At 65.4% G+C, this 23116-nt stretch carries 27 protein-coding genes and 1 tRNA gene; 27 read left to right on the top strand and 1 reads right to left on the bottom strand.

Annotation, left to right across the window (positions count from 1 at the left end; genetic code table 11):
* Window positions 1-35 precede the first annotated feature (35 nt).
* The 22 genes from Q344_RS0107220 to Q344_RS0107110 all read left to right on the top strand — a co-directional run bounded on the left by Q344_RS0107220 (window position 36) and on the right by Q344_RS0107110 (window position 13890).
* Complete coding sequence (locus Q344_RS0107220; protein WP_028286097.1) at window positions 36-449, top strand: hypothetical protein; 414 nt, start codon at window positions 36-38, stop codon at window positions 447-449.
* A gap of 268 nt (window positions 450-717) precedes the next feature.
* A complete protein-coding gene (locus Q344_RS0107215) occupies window positions 718-1026 on the top strand; it encodes a hypothetical protein (protein WP_028286096.1) in 309 nt (102 codons plus the stop codon).
* Window positions 1023-1730 carry a hypothetical protein gene (locus Q344_RS23340; protein ID WP_051630366.1) on the top strand — a complete coding sequence of 236 codons (708 nt, stop codon included), beginning with the start codon at window positions 1023-1025 and terminating at the stop codon, window positions 1728-1730. Before Q344_RS0107215 ends, Q344_RS23340 begins: the two co-directional genes overlap by 4 nt.
* On the top strand, window positions 1727-2056 hold the full coding sequence (locus Q344_RS0107205) for a hypothetical protein (RefSeq protein WP_028286095.1): 330 nt from the start codon (window positions 1727-1729) through the stop codon (window positions 2054-2056). Before Q344_RS23340 ends, Q344_RS0107205 begins: the two co-directional genes overlap by 4 nt.
* Before the next feature lie 131 nt (window positions 2057-2187).
* The gene (locus tag Q344_RS25045; protein ID WP_028286094.1) at window positions 2188-2832 is read left to right on the top strand and encodes a MarR family winged helix-turn-helix transcriptional regulator; all 645 of its coding nucleotides are present in this window, start codon (window positions 2188-2190) and stop codon (window positions 2830-2832) included.
* 21 nt (window positions 2833-2853) lie between these two features.
* Window positions 2854-3459 (top strand): hypothetical protein, encoded by a 606-nt coding sequence (locus tag Q344_RS23330; RefSeq protein ID WP_051630364.1) that lies wholly within the window; start codon window positions 2854-2856, stop codon window positions 3457-3459.
* Between the two features lie 8 nt (window positions 3460-3467).
* Complete coding sequence (locus tag Q344_RS23325) at window positions 3468-4325, top strand: hypothetical protein (RefSeq protein WP_156954642.1); 858 nt, start codon at window positions 3468-3470, stop codon at window positions 4323-4325.
* A gap of 148 nt (window positions 4326-4473) precedes the next feature.
* A tRNA-Met gene (locus tag Q344_RS0107185) sits at window positions 4474-4549 on the top strand.
* A 90-nt stretch (window positions 4550-4639) separates the two neighbouring features.
* Window positions 4640-4825 carry a hypothetical protein gene (locus tag Q344_RS26060; protein ID WP_156954641.1) on the top strand — a complete coding sequence of 62 codons (186 nt, stop codon included), beginning with the start codon at window positions 4640-4642 and terminating at the stop codon, window positions 4823-4825.
* Between the two features lie 2 nt (window positions 4826-4827).
* Window positions 4828-5187, top strand: a complete 360-nt coding sequence (locus Q344_RS0107175) for an HNH endonuclease (RefSeq protein WP_028286093.1) — start codon at window positions 4828-4830, stop codon at window positions 5185-5187.
* Between the two features lie 84 nt (window positions 5188-5271).
* Window positions 5272-5793, top strand: coding sequence for a hypothetical protein (locus tag Q344_RS0107170; protein WP_028286092.1), 522 nt, complete (start codon window positions 5272-5274; stop codon window positions 5791-5793).
* Window positions 5777-7489, top strand: coding sequence for a terminase large subunit (locus tag Q344_RS0107165; RefSeq protein ID WP_028286091.1), 1713 nt, complete (start codon window positions 5777-5779; stop codon window positions 7487-7489). The genes Q344_RS0107170 and Q344_RS0107165 overlap by 17 nt, the downstream gene beginning before the upstream one ends.
* 10 nt (window positions 7490-7499) lie before the next feature.
* Window positions 7500-8753, top strand: coding sequence for a phage portal protein (locus Q344_RS0107160; protein ID WP_028286090.1), 1254 nt, complete (start codon window positions 7500-7502; stop codon window positions 8751-8753).
* On the top strand, window positions 8740-9576 hold the full coding sequence (locus Q344_RS0107155) for a head maturation protease, ClpP-related (RefSeq protein ID WP_028286089.1): 837 nt from the start codon (window positions 8740-8742) through the stop codon (window positions 9574-9576). Before Q344_RS0107160 ends, Q344_RS0107155 begins: the two co-directional genes overlap by 14 nt.
* A 14-nt stretch (window positions 9577-9590) precedes the next feature.
* Entirely contained in the window at window positions 9591-10838 is a 1248-nt protein-coding gene (locus tag Q344_RS0107150; RefSeq protein ID WP_028286088.1) for a phage major capsid protein, read from the top strand.
* Between the two features lie 58 nt (window positions 10839-10896).
* On the top strand, window positions 10897-11136 hold the full coding sequence (locus Q344_RS0107145; RefSeq protein WP_036538438.1) for a hypothetical protein: 240 nt from the start codon (window positions 10897-10899) through the stop codon (window positions 11134-11136).
* Window positions 11137-11691, top strand: coding sequence for a head-tail connector protein (locus Q344_RS25040; RefSeq protein ID WP_051630358.1), 555 nt, complete (start codon window positions 11137-11139; stop codon window positions 11689-11691).
* A 127-nt stretch (window positions 11692-11818) separates the two neighbouring features.
* Window positions 11819-12172, top strand: a complete 354-nt coding sequence (locus tag Q344_RS0107130) for a phage head closure protein (protein ID WP_425311621.1) — start codon at window positions 11819-11821, stop codon at window positions 12170-12172.
* 1 nt (window position 12173) lies between these two features.
* Complete coding sequence (locus Q344_RS0107125) at window positions 12174-12560, top strand: hypothetical protein (protein WP_028286085.1); 387 nt, start codon at window positions 12174-12176, stop codon at window positions 12558-12560.
* Entirely contained in the window at window positions 12553-12969 is a 417-nt protein-coding gene (locus Q344_RS0107120) for a DUF3168 domain-containing protein (RefSeq protein WP_028286084.1), read from the top strand. The genes Q344_RS0107125 and Q344_RS0107120 overlap by 8 nt, the downstream gene beginning before the upstream one ends.
* Window positions 12970-13021: 52 nt before the next feature.
* Window positions 13022-13444, top strand: a complete 423-nt coding sequence (locus Q344_RS25035) for a phage tail tube protein (RefSeq protein ID WP_051630357.1) — start codon at window positions 13022-13024, stop codon at window positions 13442-13444.
* Window positions 13444-13890 (top strand): GTA-gp10 family protein, encoded by a 447-nt coding sequence (locus Q344_RS0107110; protein ID WP_028286083.1) that lies wholly within the window; start codon window positions 13444-13446, stop codon window positions 13888-13890. Before Q344_RS25035 ends, Q344_RS0107110 begins: the two co-directional genes overlap by 1 nt.
* A 160-nt stretch (window positions 13891-14050) precedes the next feature.
* Here Q344_RS0107110 and Q344_RS0107100 read toward each other — a convergent pair whose 3' ends face one another.
* Window positions 14051-14317 carry a hypothetical protein gene (locus tag Q344_RS0107100; RefSeq protein ID WP_028286082.1) on the bottom strand — a complete coding sequence of 89 codons (267 nt, stop codon included), beginning with the start codon at window positions 14315-14317 and terminating at the stop codon, window positions 14051-14053.
* A 35-nt stretch (window positions 14318-14352) separates the two neighbouring features.
* On the opposite strand from Q344_RS0107100, the gene Q344_RS0107095 reads away from it, so the two are divergent.
* The 5 genes from Q344_RS0107095 to Q344_RS25030 are packed head-to-tail and all read left to right on the top strand — an operon-like array spanning window position 14353 to window position 23115.
* Window positions 14353-17049, top strand: a complete 2697-nt coding sequence (locus tag Q344_RS0107095; RefSeq protein ID WP_028286081.1) for a hypothetical protein — start codon at window positions 14353-14355, stop codon at window positions 17047-17049.
* A complete protein-coding gene (locus tag Q344_RS0107090; protein ID WP_036538434.1) occupies window positions 17049-17711 on the top strand; it encodes a hypothetical protein in 663 nt (220 codons plus the stop codon). The genes Q344_RS0107095 and Q344_RS0107090 overlap by 1 nt, the downstream gene beginning before the upstream one ends.
* A 3-nt stretch (window positions 17712-17714) precedes the next feature.
* Window positions 17715-18404 carry a GPW/gp25 family protein gene (locus Q344_RS23310; protein WP_051630355.1) on the top strand — a complete coding sequence of 230 codons (690 nt, stop codon included), beginning with the start codon at window positions 17715-17717 and terminating at the stop codon, window positions 18402-18404.
* Window positions 18404-18811: a DUF6950 family protein gene (locus Q344_RS0107080; RefSeq protein WP_028286079.1), complete on the top strand. Its 408-nt coding sequence runs from the start codon at window positions 18404-18406 to the stop codon at window positions 18809-18811. Before Q344_RS23310 ends, Q344_RS0107080 begins: the two co-directional genes overlap by 1 nt.
* Window positions 18808-23115 (top strand): phage tail tip fiber protein, encoded by a 4308-nt coding sequence (locus tag Q344_RS25030; RefSeq protein ID WP_051630353.1) that lies wholly within the window; start codon window positions 18808-18810, stop codon window positions 23113-23115. The genes Q344_RS0107080 and Q344_RS25030 overlap by 4 nt, the downstream gene beginning before the upstream one ends.
* The last annotated feature ends 1 nt before the right edge of the window (window position 23116 follow it).

The following is a 23116-nucleotide window of genomic DNA, read 5'->3' as shown; positions in this document are numbered from 1 at the left end:
CCGCCGATTAACGGCAAAGGAAACGAGGTTTCCGCATGACGCGCCCATATGATGGTCCCGCGATCCGCGCGCTCTTCCGCCAGCTTGTCGACGACTTCGGCGGCGTGGAGGCGTCGGCGTCCTTCCTGCGCAGCACGAAGGGAACCATCTCGAAGGAGATGGCGGGTCACATGCAGATCCCGGTCGAGCATTGGGCCGCGCTGGAGGATGAGCTCGAACACTGGCCCATCACCAGCCTGCTGCACGGCCGGCGCGAGGGCAGGGGCGCCCAAGGCGAGGTCGAAAAGCTCGCCGCCCGAGTGATGGCGGAGAACGGTGACGTGGCGAATGCCATCCTGCGCCTGCTCACCGCCGGCGACCGCACTGGGGCGATTAAGGAGCTGAGCGAAGCCATCGCGGCCGACCAGCGTCTGCTGGAGCATTTGCAGGCCGAAGGGATGACCGAATGATCCCCGCCACACACTCACGGAATGCCGCCTGCCTGTGCGGCACTGCCGGGCTGCGCCATGGGGATTCGCGCGGCCCACTAGCGCGGGGGGCGATGAGGGGCACGTCCTCCGCGCGTTTTGATCGATCAGCGCGGCGAGGATCTCGGTCCTCCTCAGGGCCGTACTGCAAGGGGTGCGCGGCTGCCGGTAACGCGAGTGCCACCCCGCTCCTCCCTGGCGGGACGCGTCTCCTTCTCCCTGCGCGTCCCGCCATCCGTGGGAGCATTCCATGCAGATGATCGCCCCGGTCTTCCATCCGCGTGCGCGAACGTCTCCGGAGGTCGAGGCCATGACGGCGGCCGCCATGAAGCGGCTCGCGTGGGCCGAGGGGCATCGCCCGGGGGAGATCGCGCTCGCCAGCCGGTTCAAACCGCTGACGGATGTCGAGGCAGGCTATGTGCGCTTGGCGCAGCAAAGGCTCCTCAGCGGCGGAAACGTCCATGCGATCGCGCGTGAGATGGGTATCTATCCGAAACGCCTCGCAGGGCTTCTCACGAGGGGCGGGGTCGCTCGTGACGGGTCGGAGGTCAGTCGATGAGCCAGAACCGCTCCCCGGCCGTCATGCAACAGCGTCACGAGGCGCTCGACAGCCTCGACGACTTCCCGACGCCGCCCTGGGCGACCCGCGCGCTCTGTGAGCAGCTCGTCGCCCGGGGACACCATCTGCACCTGCAGCACGTCTGGGAACCCGCCTGCAACCGCATGCACATGGTCCGGCCGCTCGGTGAGTATTTCGACCGCGTGCACGCGACCGACGTGCACGACTATGGCGATCCGCGACAGGACGGCGTGATCGACTTCCTGATCGACTGGGGCGCCGATGCGCCCGACGTCGACTGGGTGATCACCAACCCGCCATTCCGTCTCGCCGCCGACTTCATCCGGCATGCCCTTCGCTTCGCCCGCGTGGGCGTCGCGGTTTTCGTCCGTTCGGCCTTCGTCGAGGGGCAGGGACGCTACGTGGACCTCTTCCGCGATCGTCCAGAGGCCATCGTGATGCCCTTCGTGGAGCGCGTGGCGCTCTGGAAGGGGGTCCTGCTGGACCCGGACATCAAGGTCTGGCGGGACGGTCGGGAGAGCAACCCGACCAGCGCGACGGCCTATTCCTGGCTCGTCTGGACGCATGGCTCGGAGGTCTCCGAGCACTGCCGCATCCCGCCCTGTCGCCAGCGTCTCACTCGGCCGGGTGACTACCCGCCCGTTCCTGATCACCTAAAAGCACCGGAGGGCTCCCTGCTGTGACCCGTGCCGAAACCCTGTTCCTCGCATGCTGCGATGTCCTGGCCCATCACCGGGGCAGCGCGGCCGATCCGATCATCCGGGCTCATGTCGAGGCCTTGGCCGAGGTTCTGCCAGAGATCTCCGACCCCGGGCCCGGCCCGGAAATCGCCGGCACCACGCTGCGCTCAATCGCCGAACGGATGGTGAGCGGTGGCCCGCTGTGCCTGCCCGAGGTCCAGCACTTCCTGCGCATGCTCCTCGAGGATGACGCCATAGGGCGCGCCCGGGCGGCATACGAGGCGTGGGGCGCCGAGATCGTGTCCGAAGAGCCGATACCCGCCGCCTGAGCGCCCGCAGAGGCGCCAGCGGCCAACCAGAGGCGGCGCAACAGCCGCAAGCGGTCCGAGGCAGGGCCGCGACCCCGAAGGCAACGTGCGCCTGTCGGTTTCCGGCGGCGCAACAGGCATGGAATGAAGGTATGAGCCACAAGGCCACGAACTGGCTAGCTGCACTGGATGCAGAGGACCTGACCAACAGCGAGTTCCGGGTGCTCTTCCACCTGTGCGACTGCCACAACCCGTCGCAAGGCTGCTTCCCGACACAGGCCTACCTGATTGACGCGACGGGCGTCTCGAACGGCACGCTGAACAATGCCCTGCGCGGGCTCGAGGCGAAGGGCCTTTTGCGCCGTGAGCGCCACTGGGACGGCAAGACGCACAAGCAGTTGCCGACCCATTACGTTCTCGGTTGCGACGCGGTCCAGGAAAAGAAACCGGCTCCAAAAACTGGAGACGGGGGGCCCAAGAAGCCGACTCCAAAAAATGGAGACGGGGCCGACTCCAATTTTGATGGCGTCCCGTCTCCAAATTCGACCACGTCCCGTCTCCAGCCCACTGGAGAGGTAACCTGTAAGGAACCAGTAAATAACCTTCCGAGCTCCCGGGCAGCGGCCTGTTTCGACGAAAAGGTCCGTGTCGCAGCCCGGTACTGGGCCGGCGAGATCAGGGGTGGGCGGTTCATACCGGCCAACGCCATTAGCTCAACCGTCGCCGCCTGCATGATCCTTGAGGGATTGATCACCCGAGAAGAGGCCGAAGCCGTGGGCATCGGGGATGCGGCCTGATTGCTGAGAATGGGGATGGCTATGACCGAAGAACAGACCACCATCGAGACCAAGCGAGACCGGGTGCGGCGCCTGCTGATCACCCCGGCGCAGGAACGGGGCATGCGGTTCCGGAAGGGCACCTCGGACGAGGACCAGCGCAAGCACCTCGACCGGCTCTGCGACGAGCTGGCGTACCTGAGCGATCGGACGCTCGATGCGCTGCGCGAGTGGGTGACCACCCACGGCGAGGGCTCCGAGCGGACGTTCTGGCCGACGCACACCTCGATCGTCTCGACCGCCGAGGCCTATGAGCCGCGACCGCTCGAGGAGACCCCCGGCGTGGCGGGCTGGTTCCGCTCTCGAGCGGGCGAAGCGGCGCTCGCCGAAAATCGCCTCATCGCCGAGTTCCTGTGGTGGGAGCGCAAGAAGCGCCCGCCGCTGAGCGCACACGAGCGCAAGCTGGTCGCGGACCGGGCGGCCTCGATCGCGTCGGAGCGGGCTCGGACCGAGGACAAGCTTAACCGGGGCGTCGCGCCGCTGCAGCCCGACCTCGAACAGCTCGAGTACTGGAAGTCGATCGAAGAGCGGGCGCTGCGCCTGGTGCGTGATGGTGCCGCCGCGCGGGCCGAAGGGCAGGCAGCGTGAGGGGCGACGTGATCTGGGTTGATCCGGCTGGTCGCGCGCGGCTCGACTGCCCGTGGCCTGGCGATGCCGCTGCGTCCCGCAAGGCGAATGCGCGCGCGGCCTATGCCAGCGTCATGTCGGGCGCCGCCGTCCCATTCGAGTGCGGCTCCGACATTGTCGCGGCTCCCGCTCGTGGTGGCACGAAGGTCTTCACGCCGCGCGCAGTGACCATGACGGCCTCCGGGCCGCGCTCGCGCCCTGACGGATATGCCGGCCGTCGGGCAATGCAGATGGCGGATGCCTTCGACGTGATGACCGAGCAAGCCCAGAGACGCCACGCCGCTGTCGTGGCGAAGGCTAGAAGGGAATGGGAGAAGGGGCTGCGCGACAAGGAGTTCCGGGCGCCACCGTTCGTGCCGCCGTTCACCGTCGGCCAGGTCGTGATCGGCCGGGAGTATGCAGCCTTGGTGGAGCGCTGTGCCGCCTCGGGCGTGAAATGCGCCTCTCTCGAGGCGTTGCGCAGCGCGGCCTCCGGTGGCGGTGACCGTGAGGTAGCGATCCTTCGGGACTTCCAGCGCCTCAGGGTGTTCGAGCGTCGGATCGGCAACGGGTTGGCGAAGGAGGTCCGGCGTCTGCGACCCGGCAAGCCGAAGAGCTCAACGGAGGCCGCCGCCAAAAGGGCTCTGATTGAGCGGCAGCGGAAGGCGATCCTGGCGCAGACGCTGGTCGACAGCGTGTGTGTCGGGGAAATGTCGCTGACTGAGGTGCTAGAGGCTCATGGCTGGGCGTCCGACCACAAGGCCAGGTCGGCTCTTCGCCACGCTCTGTGCTCGGCGTTGGACCGTATGCGGGGGTTCGATCTCGCGCGCCCGCAAAATGTGGGTTGACAGTTAGCCTCACCGGATCTTAGAGATCTGTCATCATCACGAAATGCGCCCGGAGCGGAGACCCCGCTGCCGGGCTTTCTCATGTCCGCCTGCCGGGGAGAGGTCCGACGTGCCACATTGGGCCGCTCGATCGCCGGTCGGCTGGCTGTGTCCGGGTGGAGCAGCGGTAGCTCGCGTGGCTCATAACCACGAGGTCGGCGGTTCGATCCCGTCCCCGGCAACCAATACCCAGAGCGCGCCCGCCGACAAGCGCGATGACAGATGGCCAGCTGCAGCGGCGGGGGCGGCTGGCCGATCTATTGTGAGGTCGATGGATGCTGAAAGCGCGGTGGTATCCGGATGGCCTGATGGGTTGGGTGCTCCTTCACCGGCGGCTCGCGCTGAAGGTCTACCTTCATCGGTTCATGTTCGGCGTCGACATTGACCGGATCACCCTCTGCGTGTTCGTCGGCCCGTTCGTCTTGGTGTTCTACCTGGCCGACCAGCAGGACAACGGCTGATCATGGGAAAGCTGGCAGGCCGCGGCCTACCCAACAGGCTGGGCCGTGCGCCCGCACGGCTGCGCTCGCCCGCTCCTTCGGCTGAACGCGAGGGCGGCGCGCGCCGCTCGCGTGACTGGCTGAATACGGCACGGTGGCAGCGCCTGCGCCTCAAGGTGCTCGAGCGCGACGGCTACGTCTGCCAGCAGACTGGCGTTGCGCTGGTCGGCAAGCACCCGGCTCCCGACAGCCCGGTGGTCGATCACAAGGTCCCGCACCGCGGCAACCCTGATCTCTTCTGGGACGAGGGGAACCTGCAGGCGGTCAGCAAGCTCTGGCACGACCGGGTGAAGCAGGGCCTCGAGAAACGCGGCGAGGTCTGAGCGGCCCGGCGGCAGGGGGGGTGGGTGAAAGTCCGGAATGCGTCCGAGCCCCAGACCCGCGCCCCCTTCATTCGGAGATTTTTTTTGGCTGAGCATGAAGATTCGTTCGAGATCGACTTCTGGGGCAACCGTACCTTCAGCCGCAAAGGTAAGCGCGGTCGGCCGCCCTTCGAGCGCACCGAAGAAAACGCACGCAAAGTCAGTATGTTACTGGCAATGGGTTGGAACAATGCGCGGGTTGCTCGCTGCATCATCGATCCTCGGACCGGGAAACACATCTCCGAGCCGACGCTGAAGCGGTATTTTAGATCTGAGCTGCAGGAGCGCGACTTCGCCCGTGACAGGCTGATCGCCCGTCAGCTCGAGGTCGCCGCGGTGGCGGCATTCGAAAACGGCAATGTCGGCGCGATGCGCTTCTTCAACCAGCTTGTCGAGAAGAACGATCTGATGCGCGCCGAAGATCGGATCGGTCGCCCCGATCGGCAAGATGAGGCGAAGGAAGAGAAGCTCGGGAAGAAGGAGACCAGTGCCCGGGCGGCCGAGGAAGCGGACGCACTGCTGATGGCCGAACTCGAACTCGAGGCTTCGGGTGACAAGCGCCACTGAGGCCGCGCCGCGGTTCGCCTGCCCAGACTGGTGGGCCAAGATCAAGGCCGGCGAAACGCCCATGGCGGACGTGCCGATCAACGAGGCGAAGGCGGCAAAGGCTCTGGCGTTCTTCAACCGCCTGCGCCTGCCGGACGTGCCAGGCAACCCGACGATGAAGGAGGCCTGCGGTCAGTGGTTCAAGGACATCCTCGTCGCCTTCCTGGCAGGCGAGGACCCGGAGACGATGGAGCGCCTCGTCTGGGAATGCCTGTGCATGGTGCCGAAGAAGAACAGCAAGTCGACCTACACGGCGGCCCTGGGACTGACGGCGCTCTACATGTGCGAGATTCCGAACGCGCAGATGCTGCTGATCGGGCCGTCGCAGAACATCTCGGCGCGGTGCTTCGACCAGGCGCAGGGCATGATCCGGTTGGATGACAACCTGAAGCTCATCTTCAAGGTGCAGGATCACCTGAAGACGATCACCCGGCGCAAGACGATGACGACGCTCGAGGTGAAGACCTTCGACACCTCGATCCTCACCGGCGAGATCCCGGTGATGACGATCATCGACGAGCTGCACGAACTGGGGAAGAAGGCGGGCGCGATCCAGGTGATGCAGCAGATCAGGGGCGGCGGCATCACGATGAACGGCGGGCAGGTGATGATGATCACCACCCAGTCGGACAAGCGGCCGGCAGGTATCTGGAAATCGGAGCTGCAGAAGGCTCGCGCGATCCGGGACGGTAAGGCCGGCGAAAGCCCGATCATGCTTCCGGTGCTCTATGAGTTCCCGGAGAAGCTGCAGAAGATGGAATCGTTCTGGCGGAACCGCGAGAACTGGGGTTGCCTTCTGCCGAACCTCGGGCGGTCGATCAGCCGCCAGCGGCTGGAGGACGACTACACGAACAACGGGTCGATCTCGCCCGAGGTCGAACAGGTCTGGGTGTCGCAGCACCTGAACATCGAGATCGGCATCGGCCTGCATGACGATCGTTGGGTCGGCGCCGACTACTGGGCGAAGGCGGCGCGGGAGGGGATGACTCTCGATGACATCATCGCCAAGTCTGAGGTCTGCGTCGTCGGCGTCGACGGGGGCGGGCTTGATGACCTGCTCGGCATCTGCGTCCTAGGGCGGCATGCGGAAACGAAGGCGTGGCAGGCGTGGGCGAAGGCCTGGGCGGATCGGGACGTCCTCCAGCTGCGCAAGGTCATTGCGCCCGAGCTCGAGGACTTGGCGGCGGCGGGTGAGTTGGTGTTGGTCGACAACATCGAGGCCGAGGCGAACCCCGAGATCGTCGACATCTGCAGCCGCCTGAAACTGGCGGGTCGGCTTCCGGAGGAAGATTCGATCGGGATGGACCCGGAGGGCGTCGGGAGCATCATCGACGAGCTGACTGAGGCGGCGTTCCGGATCGAGGACATCCGCTCGATCAGCCAGGGCTACAAGCTGAACGCGGCCATCAAGATCGCGCCGGTCAAGCTCAAGAACGGCTCCATGGTGCATTGCGGACAGCGGATCATGGACTGGTGCGTCGGGAACGCAAAGGTCGAGGCTCGCGGCAACGCGGTCATTGTGACCAAGGCGCAGAGCGGCTCCGCGAAGATCGACCCGCTGATGGCGCTCTTCAACGCCGTGATGCTGATGAGCTGGAACCCCGTCGCGAGCGGCGGGCCCAGTGTCTACGAAGAACGCGGCCTGCTGACCGTATGAGGGTGACGGAATGAGCTTTATGAACTTCTTTCGCCGCCGTGAACCGGAGGCGGCCAACCTGCCGTCGGTTCAGGCGATGGCGGGAGAGGCAGGCATGTTCGCCGGCATGACCGACCCGAACCTGCTGGAGTTCATCCGCGGTGGTGGTTCCGCGCTGACGGAGGCGGGCCTGTCGATCTCGCCCAAGGTGGCGATGCGCAACACCACGGTTCTGCGGTGCGTCTCGCTGATCGCGTTCTCGATCGGCATGCTGCCCCTGCATCTCCAACGGAAGGCAGACAAGGGCAAAGCCGACGACCATCCGCTCTTCCGGGTACTGCATCGGCGTCCGAACGGGTGGCAGACAGCGTTCGAGTTTCGCTCGCTCATGCAGCAGCGGGCGCTGGTGGACGGGAACGCATATGCGCTGATCGTGCGCAGCGGTCGGCGGATCATCCAGCTCGTGCCGCTGGCGTCCAAGGACGTGAAGGTGGTTCAGCGCCCTGACTGGGCCCTCGAGTATCACCTGAAGCGCAACGGCGCGGAGACGGTGATCCTCCCCCAGAGCGAAGTTTTCCACCTGCGCTACGGGATGAGCGACGACGGGATCACCGGGCTCTCCCTGGTCAAGCAAGCGGCCGAGGCAATCGCTCTGGCGATCCAGACCGAGAAGGCGGCCGCGCGGCTCTTCCGGAACGGCATGATCGTGGGTGGCTACCTGAAGCACAAGGAAAGGCTCTCTAAGGAAGCATACGATCGGCTCAAGGAGAGCATGGCCGAGAACGAGGGGGCTGAGAACGCCCACAGGTGGAAGATCCTCGAGGAGGGGATGGAGGCCGAGGATCCCGGCCATTCGGGGCGCGACAGTCAGGCGATCGAGAACCGGAAGTTCCAGATCGAAGACATCGCCCGTCCGTTCGGCGTTCCGCGCCCCCTGCTGGGCGTGGATGACACATCGTGGGGCTCGGGGATCGACGTGCTCGGGCAGTTCTTCGTCCGTTACGCACTGAACCCGTGGTTCGAGGCATGGCAGCAGGCAATCGAGCGGTCACTTCTGACCGAGGCGGAGGCCGATCTGTTCGAGGCCAAGTTCAACGCCGGCGCGTTGCTGCGCGGGTCGATGAAGGACCAGGCGGAGTTCTTCGCCAAGGGGCTCGGCTCCGGCGGCCACCAGCCCTGGCTGCACCCCGACGAGCCGCGCGACTGGATGGACCTTCCGCGGCGCGATGACCTGCCGACCGCGCCCGGCCAGCAAACGCAAGGAGATGGCAATGAGCCTTCGTGACCTTCCCAAGATCGAGGCGCAGCGCCTTCCTACGGTGTGCGCTTTTGAGCCCGACGCCGACGCGCTGGAGCGCTGGAACGCCGGCGTCATGGCGGCGCAAACCCCGGAGAATACCATCTCCGTGCTGGACGTGATCGGCGAGGACTTCTGGTCCGGCGGAGGCGTTACCTCGAAGCGCGTCGCGGCAGCCTTGCGCGCGATCGGGGATCAGGAGGTCTTCGTCGACATCAATTCGCCCGGCGGCGATTTCTTCGAGGGCGTGGCGATCTACAACGCCCTTCGTGCGCACCCGCACAAGGTCACGGTGCGCATTCTCGGGCTGGCAGCATCTGCCGCTTCGGTGATCGCGATGGCCGGCGACGAGATCCAGATCGGGAAGGCCGGGTTCCTGATGATCCACAATGCATGGGTGATCGCGATCGGCAACCGGCACGACCTTGCAGAAGCTGCGGCGACGATGCAGCCTTTCGATGACGCCATGGCGACCGTGTATTCCGACCGGGCCGGCGTGAAGAAGGCCAAGGCCGCCGAATGGATGGACAACGAGACCTGGTTCAACGGCGAGCATGCCGTGGCTGAGGGCTTGGCGGACGGCTACCTTCCCGCGGATGCCGTCTCTGAAGACAAAACGCGCGCCGAGAGCAATCGCGGCGTGAATGCCACCAGGCGTGTTGATGCGCTGCTGGCGAAATCCGGGATGCCGAGGTCGGAACGCCGTGCGCTTCTGGCCGATGCAAAAGGGGGCACGCACGACGCTGCCCTAACCGTCATGCACGACGCTGACGAGATCGCGGCCCTCGCTTCTGGGCTTTTCAAACTCTGATCAAGGAGACACTCATGTCCAAGCACATGAACCCCGCCAAAGTGCGCGGGATCGTCGCCGTTCGTGCTGATGCAGGCGGTGGCAACGACCTCAAGGAGGTTCTCGCGAACCTCCAGAAGAACTGGCAGGCGTTCAAGGACACGCAGGCCGAGAAAGACAAGGAAGTCGCGGCGAAGTTCGACGACGTGGTGACGACCGAGAAGTTCGATCGCATCAATTCGAGCGTGTCGGAGCTTCAGGCGGCTGTCGACCAGGCCAATGCTAAGCTCGCCGCGATGTCGGTGAATGGCGGCGGCGCTGGCCAGGTGAAGGACAAGGAGTACACCGACGCCTTCCGCGCCCACTTCCGGAAGGGCGATGTGCAGGCCAGCCTGAACAAGGGTGCCGATGACGAAGGCGGCTACCTCGCCCCGGTCGAGTGGGATCGCACGATCACCGACAAGCTCGTCGAGATCTCGCCCATGCGGCAGATCGCGCAGGTTCAGCAGATCTCGACCAACGGCTTCCGCAAGCTCTTCAACGAGAAGGGCACCGGCTCCGGCTGGGTCGGGGAAACCGCTGCGCGGCCGGAAACGACCACGCCGACGTTCGGCAGCATGACCTACACCACGGGCGAGCTCTACGCGAACCCCGCGGCGACGCAGCAGATGCTGGACGACGCCGAGGTCAATCTCGAGCAGTGGCTGGCCGCCGAGGTGGATCAGGAGTTCGCCTACCAGGAGGGCATCGCCTTCGTGTCGGGCAACGGAGTCAACAAGCCCGCTGGCTTCCTGACCTACGTGACCGGCGCGGCGAACGCTGCGGCGCACCCCTACGGCGCCATCCCGACCGGCGTCACGGCGGCCGGCGCGGCCGCGGTGACCTCCGACGAGGTGATCGACCTGATCGGGTCCATCCCGACGCCCTATCTCGCGGGCTCGCGCTTCGTGATGAACCGCAGCACGATCTTCAGCCTCCGCAAGCTGAAGGACGGGCAGGGCAACTACCTGTGGCAGCCGTCCTTCCAGATCGGCCAGCCCCAGACGATGGTCGGCTACCCGATCACGGAAATGCCGGCGATGCCGAACATTGCGGCAGGCGCGTTCCCGATCGCGTTCGGCAACTTCCAGCGTGGCTACCTGATCGTCGATCGGGTCGGGGTTCGGGTTCTGCGGGACCCCTACACCAACAAGCCCTTCGTGCACTTCTACACCACGAAGCGCGTCGGTGGCGGCCTGCTGAACCCCGAGGTTCTGCGCGTCCTGAAGAACGCCGCGGCCTGATGAGACCTGGCGGCGCGTACACCTCGCGCCGCCTCAACCCCGTCAAATGGAGGCCGACATGGCACCCAAGTCCACCACCAAAGCCAGCGACGACGAGAAGGTCGACGTGAAGGCGACGAACACCGACGTGAACGTCAGCACCGAGACCATCGACGGCCCCTCCGTCGAGGATGCTCGCGACGGAACCACGAAGGAGCAGAACCGGCTCGATCAGAACATTCCGTCCGGCCGGGCCAACGACTTCGACCCCGAAAAGATGGGGCTCGATCCCGTGCCGTACGGCAAGGCGAAGAAGTAAGTGAAGCCGGTCCTCATCGCTGCTCCGGCGGAAACACCGGTCTCTCTGGCCGAGGTGAAGGAAGCAGTCCGCGTGGACTTCAGTGACGATGATGCGTCGCTGCAAGCATATCTCGCGGCGGCTGTGGCACATCTGGACGGATATTCCGGGATCCTCGGTCGCTGCCTGGTGACACAGACGTGGCGGCAGGGCTTCCGAGGCTGGTCTCCGCGCCTCCGGCTGCCGTTTCCGGACGTGGACGCGGAGTCGGTGGTGGTGACTTACCTCGATGCGGGGGCGGTCGATCAGACGGTCGCTCCCGCGCACTACCAGGTGGTCGAGGGTCATCTCGGCGCAGAGGTGGTGTTCAAGGACATCTTTTCGGCGCCGATCCTCGGCGACGATCGCGAGGCGCGGGTTCGCGTGGACTTTCAGGCGGGCTACGGCGCGGCTGAAGATGTCCCGGCTGACATCAGGTTGGTGATCAAGGCGCTCACCCGGCACTGGTACGACGGGGAGGCCGGCGAGCCCGCGCAGATGCGCCTGATCGAGAAGTACCGGTGCCGCCTGCTATGAACGGGCTCGACTTGGATCGTCGGGTCATCATGCGCATCACTCATTGTGACGCCGACCGGGCCGCTACGACTGTGGTGCGGAACGCGCAGGTTAGCTGGGGCGTGGATGCCCTGATCGCTCCACTGCAGTGGAGGTCGTTGTGAGGTCGGAACATTTGCGGGATCGCGTGACCTTCGTAGGCGTGATGCCTGGGGCTGGCGAACCTCAGACAGACGAATACGGGAACGAGATGCCGGCGCAGGCTGGTGATCTGACCGTCTGGGCCAACGTGCGCGAGACACTCGGCAAGGAAAAGCTGGAAGTGGGGCGGCTGGAGGATCAGCGGACAGCGACGATACGCGTTCGGGCTTCGTCAGACAGCCGCCGGATCAACAGCGGGCACCGGGCGCAGGCGCGTGGCGACGAATGGGACGTGAAGTCGGTTGCGGCGGTAGGCGACGGACGACAGTGGATCGATATTCTTGTGGCGTTGAGGGGCTGACATGGGCGTGAAGACCAGCGGCTTCGGCCCTCTGCGCGCCAAACTGCGGAACCTTGGCCCGAAGGCCGACCAGACTTTCGAGGCCGTCAACCGCGAGAGTGGCGAAGAGATTGTGGCGCTTGCGAAAGTGCTTGTTCCCGAGGGTGAGACAGGGCGCGCGCGATCCAGCATCCGGGGCCAATCGTGGGAAGGCACTTCATACCTCGTTGATTTCGGCCCAATGGCCCGCATCCTTGAGGGCGACACGGAACAGCGGACCACGAAGGACGGCAAGAACCGTGGGATGCGCAAGGGAACGCCATTTGCGAACCCGGCGATCCGAGGCACCTACAAGAAGCGCATGGCGCGCTACCGCAAGGCTGTGAAGGGGCTTCTGAGCGATGGCTGACGGATACGCCCTGGAGCTACAGAAGGCCCTTGTCGCCGCGCTCAAGTCGAGTGCGGACGTTTCCGCGCTGGTAGCGGGCCGCATTTACGACCACCCGCCTGACGGCGCATCGCTGCCCTATATCCGCATCGGGGGTATAGTCCCTCGGCCCGTTCGCGCGCAGGCGTCTCGCGCTGCCATCCTGACCTACTCTATGGAGGTTCACAGCCGCTCGGGTGGCTCGGGCAGGGTGGAGGCCACGAAGATCGGCCACGCCGTCACAGAGGCGCTGAACGAGCGCGAGGACGCGTTGGCGTCGGCAGACCTCGCCGTTGTGCAGAACCACTGGATCACCACCACCGTCGAGCGCAACAACGACGGCGAAACCTATTCCGCAATCGTCGCCTTTGAGGCGCTGATCAGCGGCTGACCGCCCCTCTCTGGCCCTTGGGCACGGCCGATCATCACCATAGGAGGGCACCATGCCCAAACAGAACGCGCGCGCGCTGCTCGTCCAGTACTCGACGGATGGCGGCACCACTTACGAGCCGCTGGCTGGTCTGACGACCCGGAACATCTCTCTGAACGGGAACCTCGTCGATATCACCTCGATCAACACGGCCGACCCCGGCGGCACCGTCTGGCGCGAGACCATCGCCGGTATTCAGTCCATGGACGTGTCCGGGAATGGCTTCTTCGAGAGCAAGACGCAGTTCCAGGCGCTGATCGATGCGAAGAATGACGGAACGTACCTCGACCTTCAGATCACCTGCCCCGGTCTCGGCGATTTCACCGGCACCTTCGCGGTCGGCACGGTGGGGCTCGGCGGCGAGCTCGAGGGCGCGATCACGCAGACCGTCGAGCTTCAATCGTCCGGCGCCGTCACCTTCACGCCGGAGGCGTAATGGCGATCACGAGCGTTGCCGCTCCGGTCGGGGGCATCGTCGCGGAGATCGACGGTGCCCAACGGCCGCTCGTCCTGCGGAACGGGGAAATCGAGCGGTTCGAGGAGCATCACGCACCGGTCGGCATCTTCGAGATGCTGGATCGACTCTACAACCGGGGCGACCAGCCCCAGGCACGCCATGTCCGCGACCTTGTGGCCCTCGGCCTCATGGGCGGTGGAATGACCGAGACGGCTGTGGACGCGTTGATGAAAAGCCAAGGCCCGGATCAGAACGTCGCGCTGCGCAGCATCGCGACCGGGCTTGTCACTGCCGCCTTCCTGCCGCCGAAGGACGACAAGACGCCAAAAAAGCGCAACGGAGTTGGTGGGCGGCGGACGGCTCCGAAGAAAAGCGCCGCTGGGACGTCAAAGGGCGCATCCGCGACCTCGTCAAAACCGGCCTGAAGCCTGCGGAGGTGCGGGCCATGACGCCGCGCGATATGATCTTGTGGATTGAGGGCTGGAACGCCTCGCAGCGCGGTGGCGATGAGCCCGAGCCTATGACGGCCGAGGAATACCGGGAATTGAAGCGGCGGTATGCGTGACGGCGGTCTTCGAGTCCCGTTCACTCAGCTGGGCAGTTTTCTTTCACCCATTCGGCCGCTGGTTTCATCGCTTCGACCGTGTCCACGAACGCCGCACATGCAGCGTCTCGCTCCGTTCGTGACAGGGATGTGTCGTGGCAGAACTCCTGGTACTTTTTCGCCATCTCAACCGCGAACATGACGGTCAAGCCGCTGGCGGTACACGTCCGGTCGCCTGGTTCCTGAGCCTCTTCTGAGGCGGCAGCTGGTGCGGCCGCCAGGGCGGCGACGATAGCAACAAACTTCATCCAGTTCCCTCCAGTTTCCCTAAGAGGTAGTGCCTATGGCCGACGAAAGCGACACCGAGCGCCTGCGCATCATCCTCGAATTGGAGGCGGAGCGCGCCGAAAAACAGGCCAAAAGCCTGGAGCGGCAGATCGGAGCGCTGGAACGTCGGTTCGATCCGCTTGCGAAGGCAACCCAGCGATACGAGCGCGATCAGCGGACGCTGAACAAGGCGCTCGAAAAGGGCGCCATCGACGCTGACCGGCACCGCGTGGCCATGGATAAGGTCGAGAAGGAATATCAGGACGCGCAGGCCGCCGCAGCTCGGGCCACGCAAGCTATCGACGCAAATTCGGCAGCGAACGGGAGGGCGGTGCAGGCCGCCAATGCCAACGCAGCAGCCCAGAGCCGTATGGCGGGATTCATGAACCGCAACCGCTCGATGTTTCAGCAGGCCGGTTATCAGGTCGGTGACTTTGCGGTCCAGGTGCAAGGCGGCACGTCGGCCATTACGGCCTTCACGCAGCAAGGCTCTCAGATGCTCGGCGTGTTCGGCGTATTTGGTGCTATCGCGGGCGCTGCATTAGCGGTCGGTGCCCCTTTGGCGGCATCGTTCTTCAAGAACGCAGAGGGCGCGAAAGACGCTAAAAAGGGTGTCGATGCGCTGACTGACGCGCTGGACAGCTACAGGGAATATGCCCGCATTGCTGACACCTCGACAAAAGAACTTCGTGAGGAGTTTGGCGAGTTCGCCGACGAGGTCCGGAATGCTGCAGGCTACTTGGCGAAAGTTTCCGTGTCGCGCGCCATGACTGCGCTGGCGACTGCGATCGATCCTATGCGTGCCGGTATTCGGGCGGCGAAGGATGACCTGGACGAGCTTGACCGCGCAACGGAGGACTTCGAGCGCCAGCGTGGACTGGGAGTGGCGTCATCTCAGCAGCTGCAGGTTTTTCGGGAGGTAATGGAGGCTGCGCGGGACGCGGCCTACGATTCGGCCAAGGCAATAGGTCTGATGCCGGACGAGGTGCGGGCAATTTCGCGCGCATTGGATGACCTGGAAAAAGCTGAGAGCATGGAAGAGATCGCGACCAAGGCCGCTGAGGCGTTGGCCGTGATCGAGAAGTTCTATCCCGAAGGCGCGAAGCTACCTCCTGCGCTGGCCGAAGCGGCGGTACATCTCGAAACCATCATTAAGGCATCGGGCAGTGCGGTCGAAGCCGCTGCCGAACTGGCGGACGAATACGAACGAGGCGAGGGCGCCTTGAAGCGTATGTCCGATGAGGCGCGCAAGATGAGCGCCTACCAAGGCTATCAGCAGAGCCGCACCTCGGGCGCATGGCTGTCCCGCTCGGACGGCATGCAGTCCGCCACCGAATTGATCAAGCAGCGCGAGGGCTTCCTCGATGCTGGCAAGTGGGACGTGAACCACTTCCGCGCGGGCTACGGGTCGGACACGAAGACTGATCCCGTGTCGGGAGCCATCACCACCATCACAGAGGGGATGCGGGTCACGATTGCGGAAGCGGAGGCTGACCTTCGGCGCCGCATCGGCACTTACTTCGACGCCATTATTCGCGAGATCGGGCAGGACCGCTTTGATGCGCTGTCGGGGGCACAGAAGGGTTCGCTGGCGTCCCTTATGCACAACTACGGCGCGGGCGAGTTCCGCTCTGGCGGAGACCTGGGCGGCGTCGTTGCGGCGATACAGTCGGGCCGGATGAACGTTGCGGCAGATGAGATCGCCCGCCTCGGCTCGCACAACGGGGGCATCAATCGTGAGCGTCGGCTGGAAGAGGCTTCGGCCTTCGGGGGTGCATCTGATCCCGTCATTGCTGCTGGGAAGGCGCAAGACGAGGCGGCAAAAGAGCGGGACAGGGAGCGCGAGGCCGCGGCAAAGCGGCGCGCCGATGAGCTGGAGCGGGAGCGCGAGGCCCGCGAAAAATACAATGTCAGCCTCACGGAATCCGTAGAGCGGCAAGAGCTAGAGATGAGCCTGATCTCCTCCAGTGCCGCAGTGCGCGCCGAGGAACTGGCGAAATTCGACCTGCTGAACGATGCGAAGCAACGGGGTATCGATCTCGATGAAGAGATGGCCGGGACCGGGCAGACATACCGGGAGGTCATCGAGGCCAAGGCCGCAGCCATCGGCGAGTTGGTCCAACAGCTCGAGCGTCAAGAGATGGCGCAAAAGCAGACGGCAGAGCAGGCGAAGTTCTACGCCAGCATCCAGCAGCAACTCAAAGACGGGTTGGTCGATGCGATTGTCGAAGGCGAAAACTTCGCGGACGTGCTGAGCAACGTCGCCAAGATGCTTGCCAAGGCTGCGCTGCAAGCCGCGCTGTTTGGTGATGGGCCTATGGGTGGTGGCGGCAGTGGGCTTCTTGGCGGGCTGCTGTCGGGCCTCTTCGGCGGTGGTATCGGAGGCAAGCGGGCAGGCGGCGGCCCTGTGGCCGGCGGCATCCCATATCTGGTTAATGAGAACACGCCTCATTCCGAGGTGTTCGTGCCTAGCCAGTCTGGCGCCATCTTGAACGTGCCGCAGGCGCAGGCTGCCCTGCGAGGAAGTGCGGCTGGTGCCGGCGGTTCGTCTGTCGTCCGCGTGGAGCTGTCGCCCGATCTCGTCGGGGCGATCCTCGCGGAGGCGAGGGGGCAGTCGGTGCAGATCACGCGGCAGGGAATGAGCGAGTACAGCACCGCAGTGGCGCCCGGCCGGCAGGCACAGATTTCCCGAGATCCGAGGGTGCGATACTGATGGCGAATGCGCTGACCTTTCCTCTGACGCTCGGGGAATTCTTCGATGGACTGGATGTCACCGCCCTCGGTTTCGATCTGACGGAGAGCATGCGGCATTCGCAGACACAGGGTGGCGAGGTCCTCGTCTCGGATCTCGGTCCCCGTCTTTGGACCTTTGAGGTCCAAGTGGTGACGAAGACCCATGCGGAAGCCCGGAGGGGCGAGGCGTTGGCGCGCATGCTGCGGCAGGCGGGCCGACCCTTCTTCGCCTTCGATAAGACTGCCCCATACCCCGCCGCCGACCCGGGCGGCGTTCTGCTCGGCGCGGCCACCCCCACTATCCACACGCTCAGTTCCGATAATCTCCGGATGCGCGTGCAGGGTCTGCCGGCGGGCTATGTGCTGTCGCGCGGCGACCCGCTGTCCTTCGCCTATGGACTGGATCCTACCAGGTACGCGTTCCACGAGGTGATCACCCCGGTGACGGCCGATGGTTCAGGGCTGACCCCGCTCTTCGAGGTCTCGCCGTTCATCCGCCCCGGCGCGCAGGCTGGCGCAGCCGTGACCTTGGCAAAGCCGTTCTGCAAGGCGGTGATGATCCCGGGTTCGTACCGGCCCGGGGTCCGTCGCGCGGTGGTGACAGAGGGCTTCTCTTTCTCCGCGATCCAGACCCTGAGGTAATCCATGCTTCTCGATCCCTCGACAGAGGCGTTCCTCGCGGGGCGCCCGGATATCCGCGCGCGCTGGCTGATCTGGATCGAGGCCAAGAACCGCCTCACCGGTGCCGAGCAGACGCAGGGGTTCTGGACCGGCGATGACGACGCGACCTTCACCATCGGCGGCCAGAGCCGGGACTATTTCGGCGCGGGCGGCTTCATCGCGCTGCGCGAGCTGCCATATGAGGCCGGCACCATTGTCCAGATGCAGCGCCTCTCAATGGGGCCGGTGACGGAAGAAGTGAAGCAGGCGCTCCGCACGTACGAGCCGCGGCTGGCGCCGGTCGAGGTCCACCTCGCTCTCTTCGATCCGATCACCAACGCGCTCGTCGGCACGCCGCGGGCGTTCACCGGGTGGATCGATGACCTCGTGTTCCGAGAGGCGGCGCTCGAGAACGGCAGTTCCGGCTACCAGTGCGACCTGACGCTGGCGTCGTCCTCGCGCGAGGGCACGCGCACCCTTCCTCTGAAGAAGTCCGACAGCGCCCAGCAGGAGCGCTCCGGCGACCGGGGCCGCCGCTACGCGGCCGTCGCGGGCAGCATCCCGGTCTGGTGGGGTGAGCAGCGCCACGTGCCGGCCGCGCCCGTCGCGGCAACCCCGAACAAGCCCGCCGGCGCCACCGGTGGCGCCTCTTGGGATGAGAGCCGGGGCCACTGATGAAACGTCTTCCGGATTGGAGGTCGCGCCTCGCGGCTTACATCGCCGTGTCTTTCGATCGTCCGCTGCGGCCCGGCCGCTTCGATTGCGCGCTGTTTGCGGCTGGCGCGATCGAGGCCATGACCGGCGAGGACCCGGCGGCGGACTGGCGCGGGAGCTACAGCACGATCGAGGGCGGCATCAGCGCGCTGCGCGCGGCGGGTCATGCCGATCACGTCTCCTTCGCCGCCGCACTCTTCGATGAGGTCCCGGTCGCACATGCGCGGCTCGGCGACCTTGCGGTTGTGCCGGAGGGCGATCGGGCTGGCCTGGGCATCGTCCAAGGCGCTCGCGTCTACGTCCTGCACATCTCAGGCGGTCTCGGCACCGTGCCTCTCATTGCCGCCGAAAGGGCCTTCCGCGTATGATCCGTCGTCTCCTCCTCGCCGCGGTCCTGGCTGTCGGCCTCAGCACGCCGGCGCGCGCGGACCCGGTCACGGCCGCCATCGCGACGGCCCTGGGCGGCACCGCTTTCGCCTCGACCGTCGCCTCGGCCATCACGCGGATCATCGTCGGTGTGGCCCTGTCGGCGCTCTCCCGCGCGCTGCAGCCGAAGCAGAGCTCGAAGGCGCCCGGCATCAAGACGGATTACACCTCCTCCGGCGAGACGATGGCGCAGAGCTTCATCCTCGGCCGCTACGCCACGGGCGGCAATTTCGTCGCGCCGCCGATGTCGCATGGCAAGGAAAACCGCACGCTCAATTACGTGATCGACCTGGCCGACATGCCGATCGAGGGCCTGACGAAGGTCTACATCGACGGTGAGGCGGTCAACTTCAACGGCGCGGTGAGCCCAAACGGCTGGGGCCCGACCGCCGATGGACGCTTCGCCGGCCGGGCCTGGCTGAAATTCCACGACGGCAGCCAGACGGCGGCCGATCCCGAGCTGCTCGACCGGTACGGCAGCGATCCGGAGCGGCCCTGGTCCGCCGACATGATCCTGCGCGGTGTGCCTTATGTCGTGCTGACGTTCATGTACGACCGGGAGGTCTTCTCCGGGCTTCCACGGGTGCGCTTCGAGGCCGAGGGTATCCCGCTCTACGATCCGCGTCTCGACACCACCGTGGGCGGCTCGGGCGCGCACCGGTGGACGGACAAGGCGACGTGGGCGTGGACCGAGAACCCGGTCGTGATGGTCTACAACATCCTGCGCGGGATCGAGCTGCCCGACGGCAGCGTCTGGGGCATGCGCGCCGCGCCTGCCGACCTGCCGCTCTCGGTGTGGTTCGCCGCGATGAACGCCTGCGACGAGGATGTCCCCCTCGACGGCGGTGGCACCGAGAAGCGCTACCGTGCGGGCCTCGAGGTCAAGGTCGACGAGGAGCCCCTCGCGGTCATCGAAGAGCTCATGCGTGCCTGCGGCGGCGACGTGGTCGAGTTCGGCGGTTACTGGCACGTCTCCGTCGGTGCGCCGGACCTGCCGACGCTGTCGATCAGCGACGAGGACCTGATCGTCTCGAGCCCGCGGGACTATGAGCCCTTCCCGGGGCTGGCCGAGACCTACAACGCGGTGCACGCGGTCTATCCGTCCCCGGAGAACGGCTGGGACCCAACGGACGCCGTGCCCATCTACAACGCGACGTGGGAGGCGGAGGACGGCGGCCGGCGTCTCGTGGCCGACCTGCAGCTCGACGCCGTCGGGTTCGACACGCAGGTCCGCCGGCTTATGCGCGAGCTGGCCGAGGATAACCGCCGGTTCCGGGTCCACGTCGTCACGCTGCCCCCGGACGCTCTCGGTCTCGTCCCGCTGGGCACCCTTTCCTGGACCAGCGCGCACAACGGCTACACGAACAAACTCTTCGAGGTCGTGCGGAAGGTCATCGACCCCGAGACGCTGCTCTCGACGCTGCTCATTCGGGAGCGCGATCCGTCGGATTATGACATCGACCCGGCCAGCGACGCAGACGTGCCGACGCCACCGTCCCGGTACATCACGACGCCGACGATTGACGGGATCGACGGCTGGGCGATGACGGCGGTGGCGATCACCGACGCCAGCGGCGTCTCGCGTCGCCCGGCGATCAAGATGATGTGGGATCCCGATATCGTAGCGAACGGCATCGCTTGGCTGATCCGAGTCAAGGCCACTGGTGCGGAAATCGAGAGCGGCACGACGCAGGACCTCGCGGCCGGGCAGATCATCGTGTCGGAAGGCATCCTTCGGGCCACTGAATACGAGGTGCGGGGCCGGGCGCTCTCTCGGAAGGGCGCGCTCTGGACAGTTTGGAGCACCGTCGTCACTCCGGATGTCGGGTTCAACCTCTCCGATTTCGAGGCCGATCTGGCGGGCGATCTGGAGAGCCTGCACGACTGGATCGAGGGTGGGCTCGAAGACCTCCCAGGCTCGCTGACTGAGATCGCCGAGGGTCTGGCGGCGGAGACGGAACAACGGGTTGCGAATGCCTCGGCGCTTGCGAATGAATGGCGGACGACGCGGGACACCGTGCGCGACCTGACCGCGCAGGCGGTGGAACTGGCGGCGGCTGATCATCTGGCGCGCGAGGAAATCCGGCGAACCCTCACCGCGTCCATCAACGGTGTCTCGGCGGCGTTCAGCGAACTGATCTCAGCACAGGCAGATGGCGAATTCGCTGCGGTCCTGCGGCTCACCTCCCTCGAGGCGGAGACGGCTGAGCTGTCGGCTGAAATCACGACCATAGAGCAGGCAATTGTGGACGGTGATAATGCGCTGGCACAGACCATCGCCAACCTGTCGGTCGGGGCGGCCACGCAATTCGATATAGCCGCGATCTGGCACTTCGACGCCACGGCCGAGGGCTGGGCCGGTTCGCCGTCCAACCCTGTGTGGCAGATGGGGGGCTTCCTTCGCCCTGCGGACGGCGCTGGCGGCTACGTCATCTCGCCTGCGGGCATGGCGCTGGATGCGGCTCGGTATTCTCAGCTTCGACTCCGCGTAGTCAGGACCGGAGCGCCGACATGGACCGGCACGCTCTGGTGGGAAGCTGCAGGGCAGGGATGGGCTGCAGGGCGGAGTGTCTCCGTTCCGGAACCCACCTGGACGGATGACGTCGGCCTCGTCACTGTCACCGTGCCGTGGACCGGTACCGTAGATCGCGTAAGACTGGACCTGGCCGATAATGCCGTCGGGAACCTGATCGACATCGACTGGATCGCTATTGGCCGTCCGGCACCCGGCGCATCGTCGGCTGATCTGACCGCGCTGCAGCAGGCTGTGACGGAGGCCGACACCGCTCTTGCGTCGGATATCACCCAGCTGGACACCCGGCTGACCGATGCGGAGGGCGACGTCTCCGGTCTGTCCACCGCAGTTGGCGGTCTCGAAACTCGGGTCACCGATACTGAGACCGGGCTGGAGGCCACCGGCACCGCGCTCACCGCATTGCAGTCAGAGGTCGAAGACCCGGCCACGGGGCTACAGGCGCTCGCGGATGCCGTCGACACGCTATCAACGCAGGTTCTAGACGGTGACGGATCGCAGGTTATCCAGTCAGAGGCAATTCGGGCGCTGAAATCGTCGCTCCGGCAGTTGACTGCCCAGGCAATTGAAGGGCTCTCTGCCGATCAACTCGCTCGGCAGCAGTTGCGGGAATACACCGCTTCGGCGGCGCAGACCCTGACCACTCGGATCGACGCGACCGATAGCAGCGTCTCGGTCCTGAGCCAGTCGGTGACGTTGCTGCAGGCAGCGGTCCCAGATTTCGCCTCGGCGGTTGCGCTGCAATCGCTCACTGCGCGGGTGGATGACAATGAGAGCGGGATCGAGGCCAATGCCACCGCCATCACCTCGATCAATGCAGCGTTGGTGGGGAAGGCCAGCACGTCGGCGCTGTCATCACTGTACACCGTGGTCGATAACCAAGGCGATAGTATTACGGCCAACACCTCGGCGATCACCAGCCTCACCGCGACGGTGAACACCAAGGCCAGCACGTCGGCGCTCAACGCCCTATCGACAACCGTGACGAGCCAGGGCGACAGTATTACGGCCCTCTCCGACAGCGTCACCAGCGTCAGCGCGACGGTTGGGAACCTGTCGGCCTCTGGTCTGCTGCGTGCCACCGCGAGCGTCGATCAGCATGGCGCTCAGTCGCGCATCGGTCTGATGGCCGCCGTGGACGAGGAGGAGGGGACCAACAGAACCGCCGCGCTGTTTCTGGAGACCTCGTCAAGCAACGAAAGCCGGGTCATTGTGGAGGCGGATCGATTTATTGTCGCGAGCGGCGGCGGGGTTGAAGTCGCGGCACCCTTCGTCATCGATGGCGGCACGGTCTACATCGCCGACGCCCGCGTCAGGACGTTGAGTCTAGAGGAAGACGCGCTGACAGTGATGGACGTCAGCGGGTCCGAGGTAGTCACGAATAACAGCAGCACCGAGACCGAGATGTGCTCCGTAACGCTTCCGACCAAACTGGTGGCGTCGAAAGTGATCGGTAATCTGACTCTGTTGCTGAATGCCTCCTCATCGTCGATGCCGAATAACTTTGCCGTGCGAGTCTACATTGCGGGGGTGCTGCGAGCTCAGCTTACACAGGCCGAGATGGCGCTTGAGCCAGGTAAGCGTCGCTTCGACGTTTCGTTCGCACGCGGCGGAGTTACCGGAGATCCTGTGGTTGTTCGCGCGGCAATAGTGAACGCCGGGGGTTCCGGCGTGATTTTCTCAAACATATGGGCCTTGGCGGCCAAGAGGTGAG

Source organism: Pseudooceanicola nanhaiensis DSM 18065 (genome assembly GCF_000688295.1).
GTDB classification, from domain to species: Bacteria; Pseudomonadota; Alphaproteobacteria; order Rhodobacterales; family Rhodobacteraceae; genus Pseudooceanicola; species Pseudooceanicola nanhaiensis.
This window is presented reverse-complemented; position numbering and strand designations above follow the sequence as displayed.

Excerpts from the sequence above, each read along its gene's own strand:
- Q344_RS0107220 (WP_028286097.1), top strand. The coding sequence starts at position 36 with ATGACGCGCCCATATGATGGTCCCGCGATCCGCGCGCTCTTCCGCCAG.
- Q344_RS0107215 (WP_028286096.1), top strand. The coding sequence starts at position 718 with ATGCAGATGATCGCCCCGGTCTTCCATCCGCGTGCGCGAACGTCTCCG.
- Q344_RS23340 (WP_051630366.1), top strand. The coding sequence starts at position 1,023 with ATGAGCCAGAACCGCTCCCCGGCCGTCATGCAACAGCGTCACGAGGCG.
- Q344_RS25045 (WP_028286094.1), top strand. The coding sequence starts at position 2,188 with ATGAGCCACAAGGCCACGAACTGGCTAGCTGCACTGGATGCAGAGGAC.
- Q344_RS23330 (WP_051630364.1), top strand. The coding sequence starts at position 2,854 with ATGACCGAAGAACAGACCACCATCGAGACCAAGCGAGACCGGGTGCGG.
- Q344_RS26060 (WP_156954641.1), top strand. The coding sequence starts at position 4,640 with ATGCTGAAAGCGCGGTGGTATCCGGATGGCCTGATGGGTTGGGTGCTC.
- Q344_RS0107175 (WP_028286093.1), top strand. The coding sequence starts at position 4,828 with ATGGGAAAGCTGGCAGGCCGCGGCCTACCCAACAGGCTGGGCCGTGCG.
- Q344_RS0107160 (WP_028286090.1), top strand. The coding sequence starts at position 7,500 with ATGAGCTTTATGAACTTCTTTCGCCGCCGTGAACCGGAGGCGGCCAAC.
- Q344_RS0107155 (WP_028286089.1), top strand. The coding sequence starts at position 8,740 with ATGAGCCTTCGTGACCTTCCCAAGATCGAGGCGCAGCGCCTTCCTACG.
- Q344_RS0107150 (WP_028286088.1), top strand. The coding sequence starts at position 9,591 with ATGTCCAAGCACATGAACCCCGCCAAAGTGCGCGGGATCGTCGCCGTT.
- Q344_RS0107145 (WP_036538438.1), top strand. The coding sequence starts at position 10,897 with ATGGCACCCAAGTCCACCACCAAAGCCAGCGACGACGAGAAGGTCGAC.
- Q344_RS0107125 (WP_028286085.1), top strand. The coding sequence starts at position 12,174 with ATGGGCGTGAAGACCAGCGGCTTCGGCCCTCTGCGCGCCAAACTGCGG.
- Q344_RS0107120 (WP_028286084.1), top strand. The coding sequence starts at position 12,553 with ATGGCTGACGGATACGCCCTGGAGCTACAGAAGGCCCTTGTCGCCGCG.
- Q344_RS25035 (WP_051630357.1), top strand. The coding sequence starts at position 13,022 with ATGCCCAAACAGAACGCGCGCGCGCTGCTCGTCCAGTACTCGACGGAT.
- Q344_RS0107110 (WP_028286083.1), top strand. The coding sequence starts at position 13,444 with ATGGCGATCACGAGCGTTGCCGCTCCGGTCGGGGGCATCGTCGCGGAG.
- Q344_RS0107100 (WP_028286082.1), bottom strand. The coding sequence starts at position 14,317 with ATGAAGTTTGTTGCTATCGTCGCCGCCCTGGCGGCCGCACCAGCTGCC.
- Q344_RS0107095 (WP_028286081.1), top strand. The coding sequence starts at position 14,353 with ATGGCCGACGAAAGCGACACCGAGCGCCTGCGCATCATCCTCGAATTG.
- Q344_RS0107090 (WP_036538434.1), top strand. The coding sequence starts at position 17,049 with ATGGCGAATGCGCTGACCTTTCCTCTGACGCTCGGGGAATTCTTCGAT.
- Q344_RS23310 (WP_051630355.1), top strand. The coding sequence starts at position 17,715 with ATGCTTCTCGATCCCTCGACAGAGGCGTTCCTCGCGGGGCGCCCGGAT.
- Q344_RS0107080 (WP_028286079.1), top strand. The coding sequence starts at position 18,404 with ATGAAACGTCTTCCGGATTGGAGGTCGCGCCTCGCGGCTTACATCGCC.
- Q344_RS25030 (WP_051630353.1), top strand. The coding sequence starts at position 18,808 with ATGATCCGTCGTCTCCTCCTCGCCGCGGTCCTGGCTGTCGGCCTCAGC.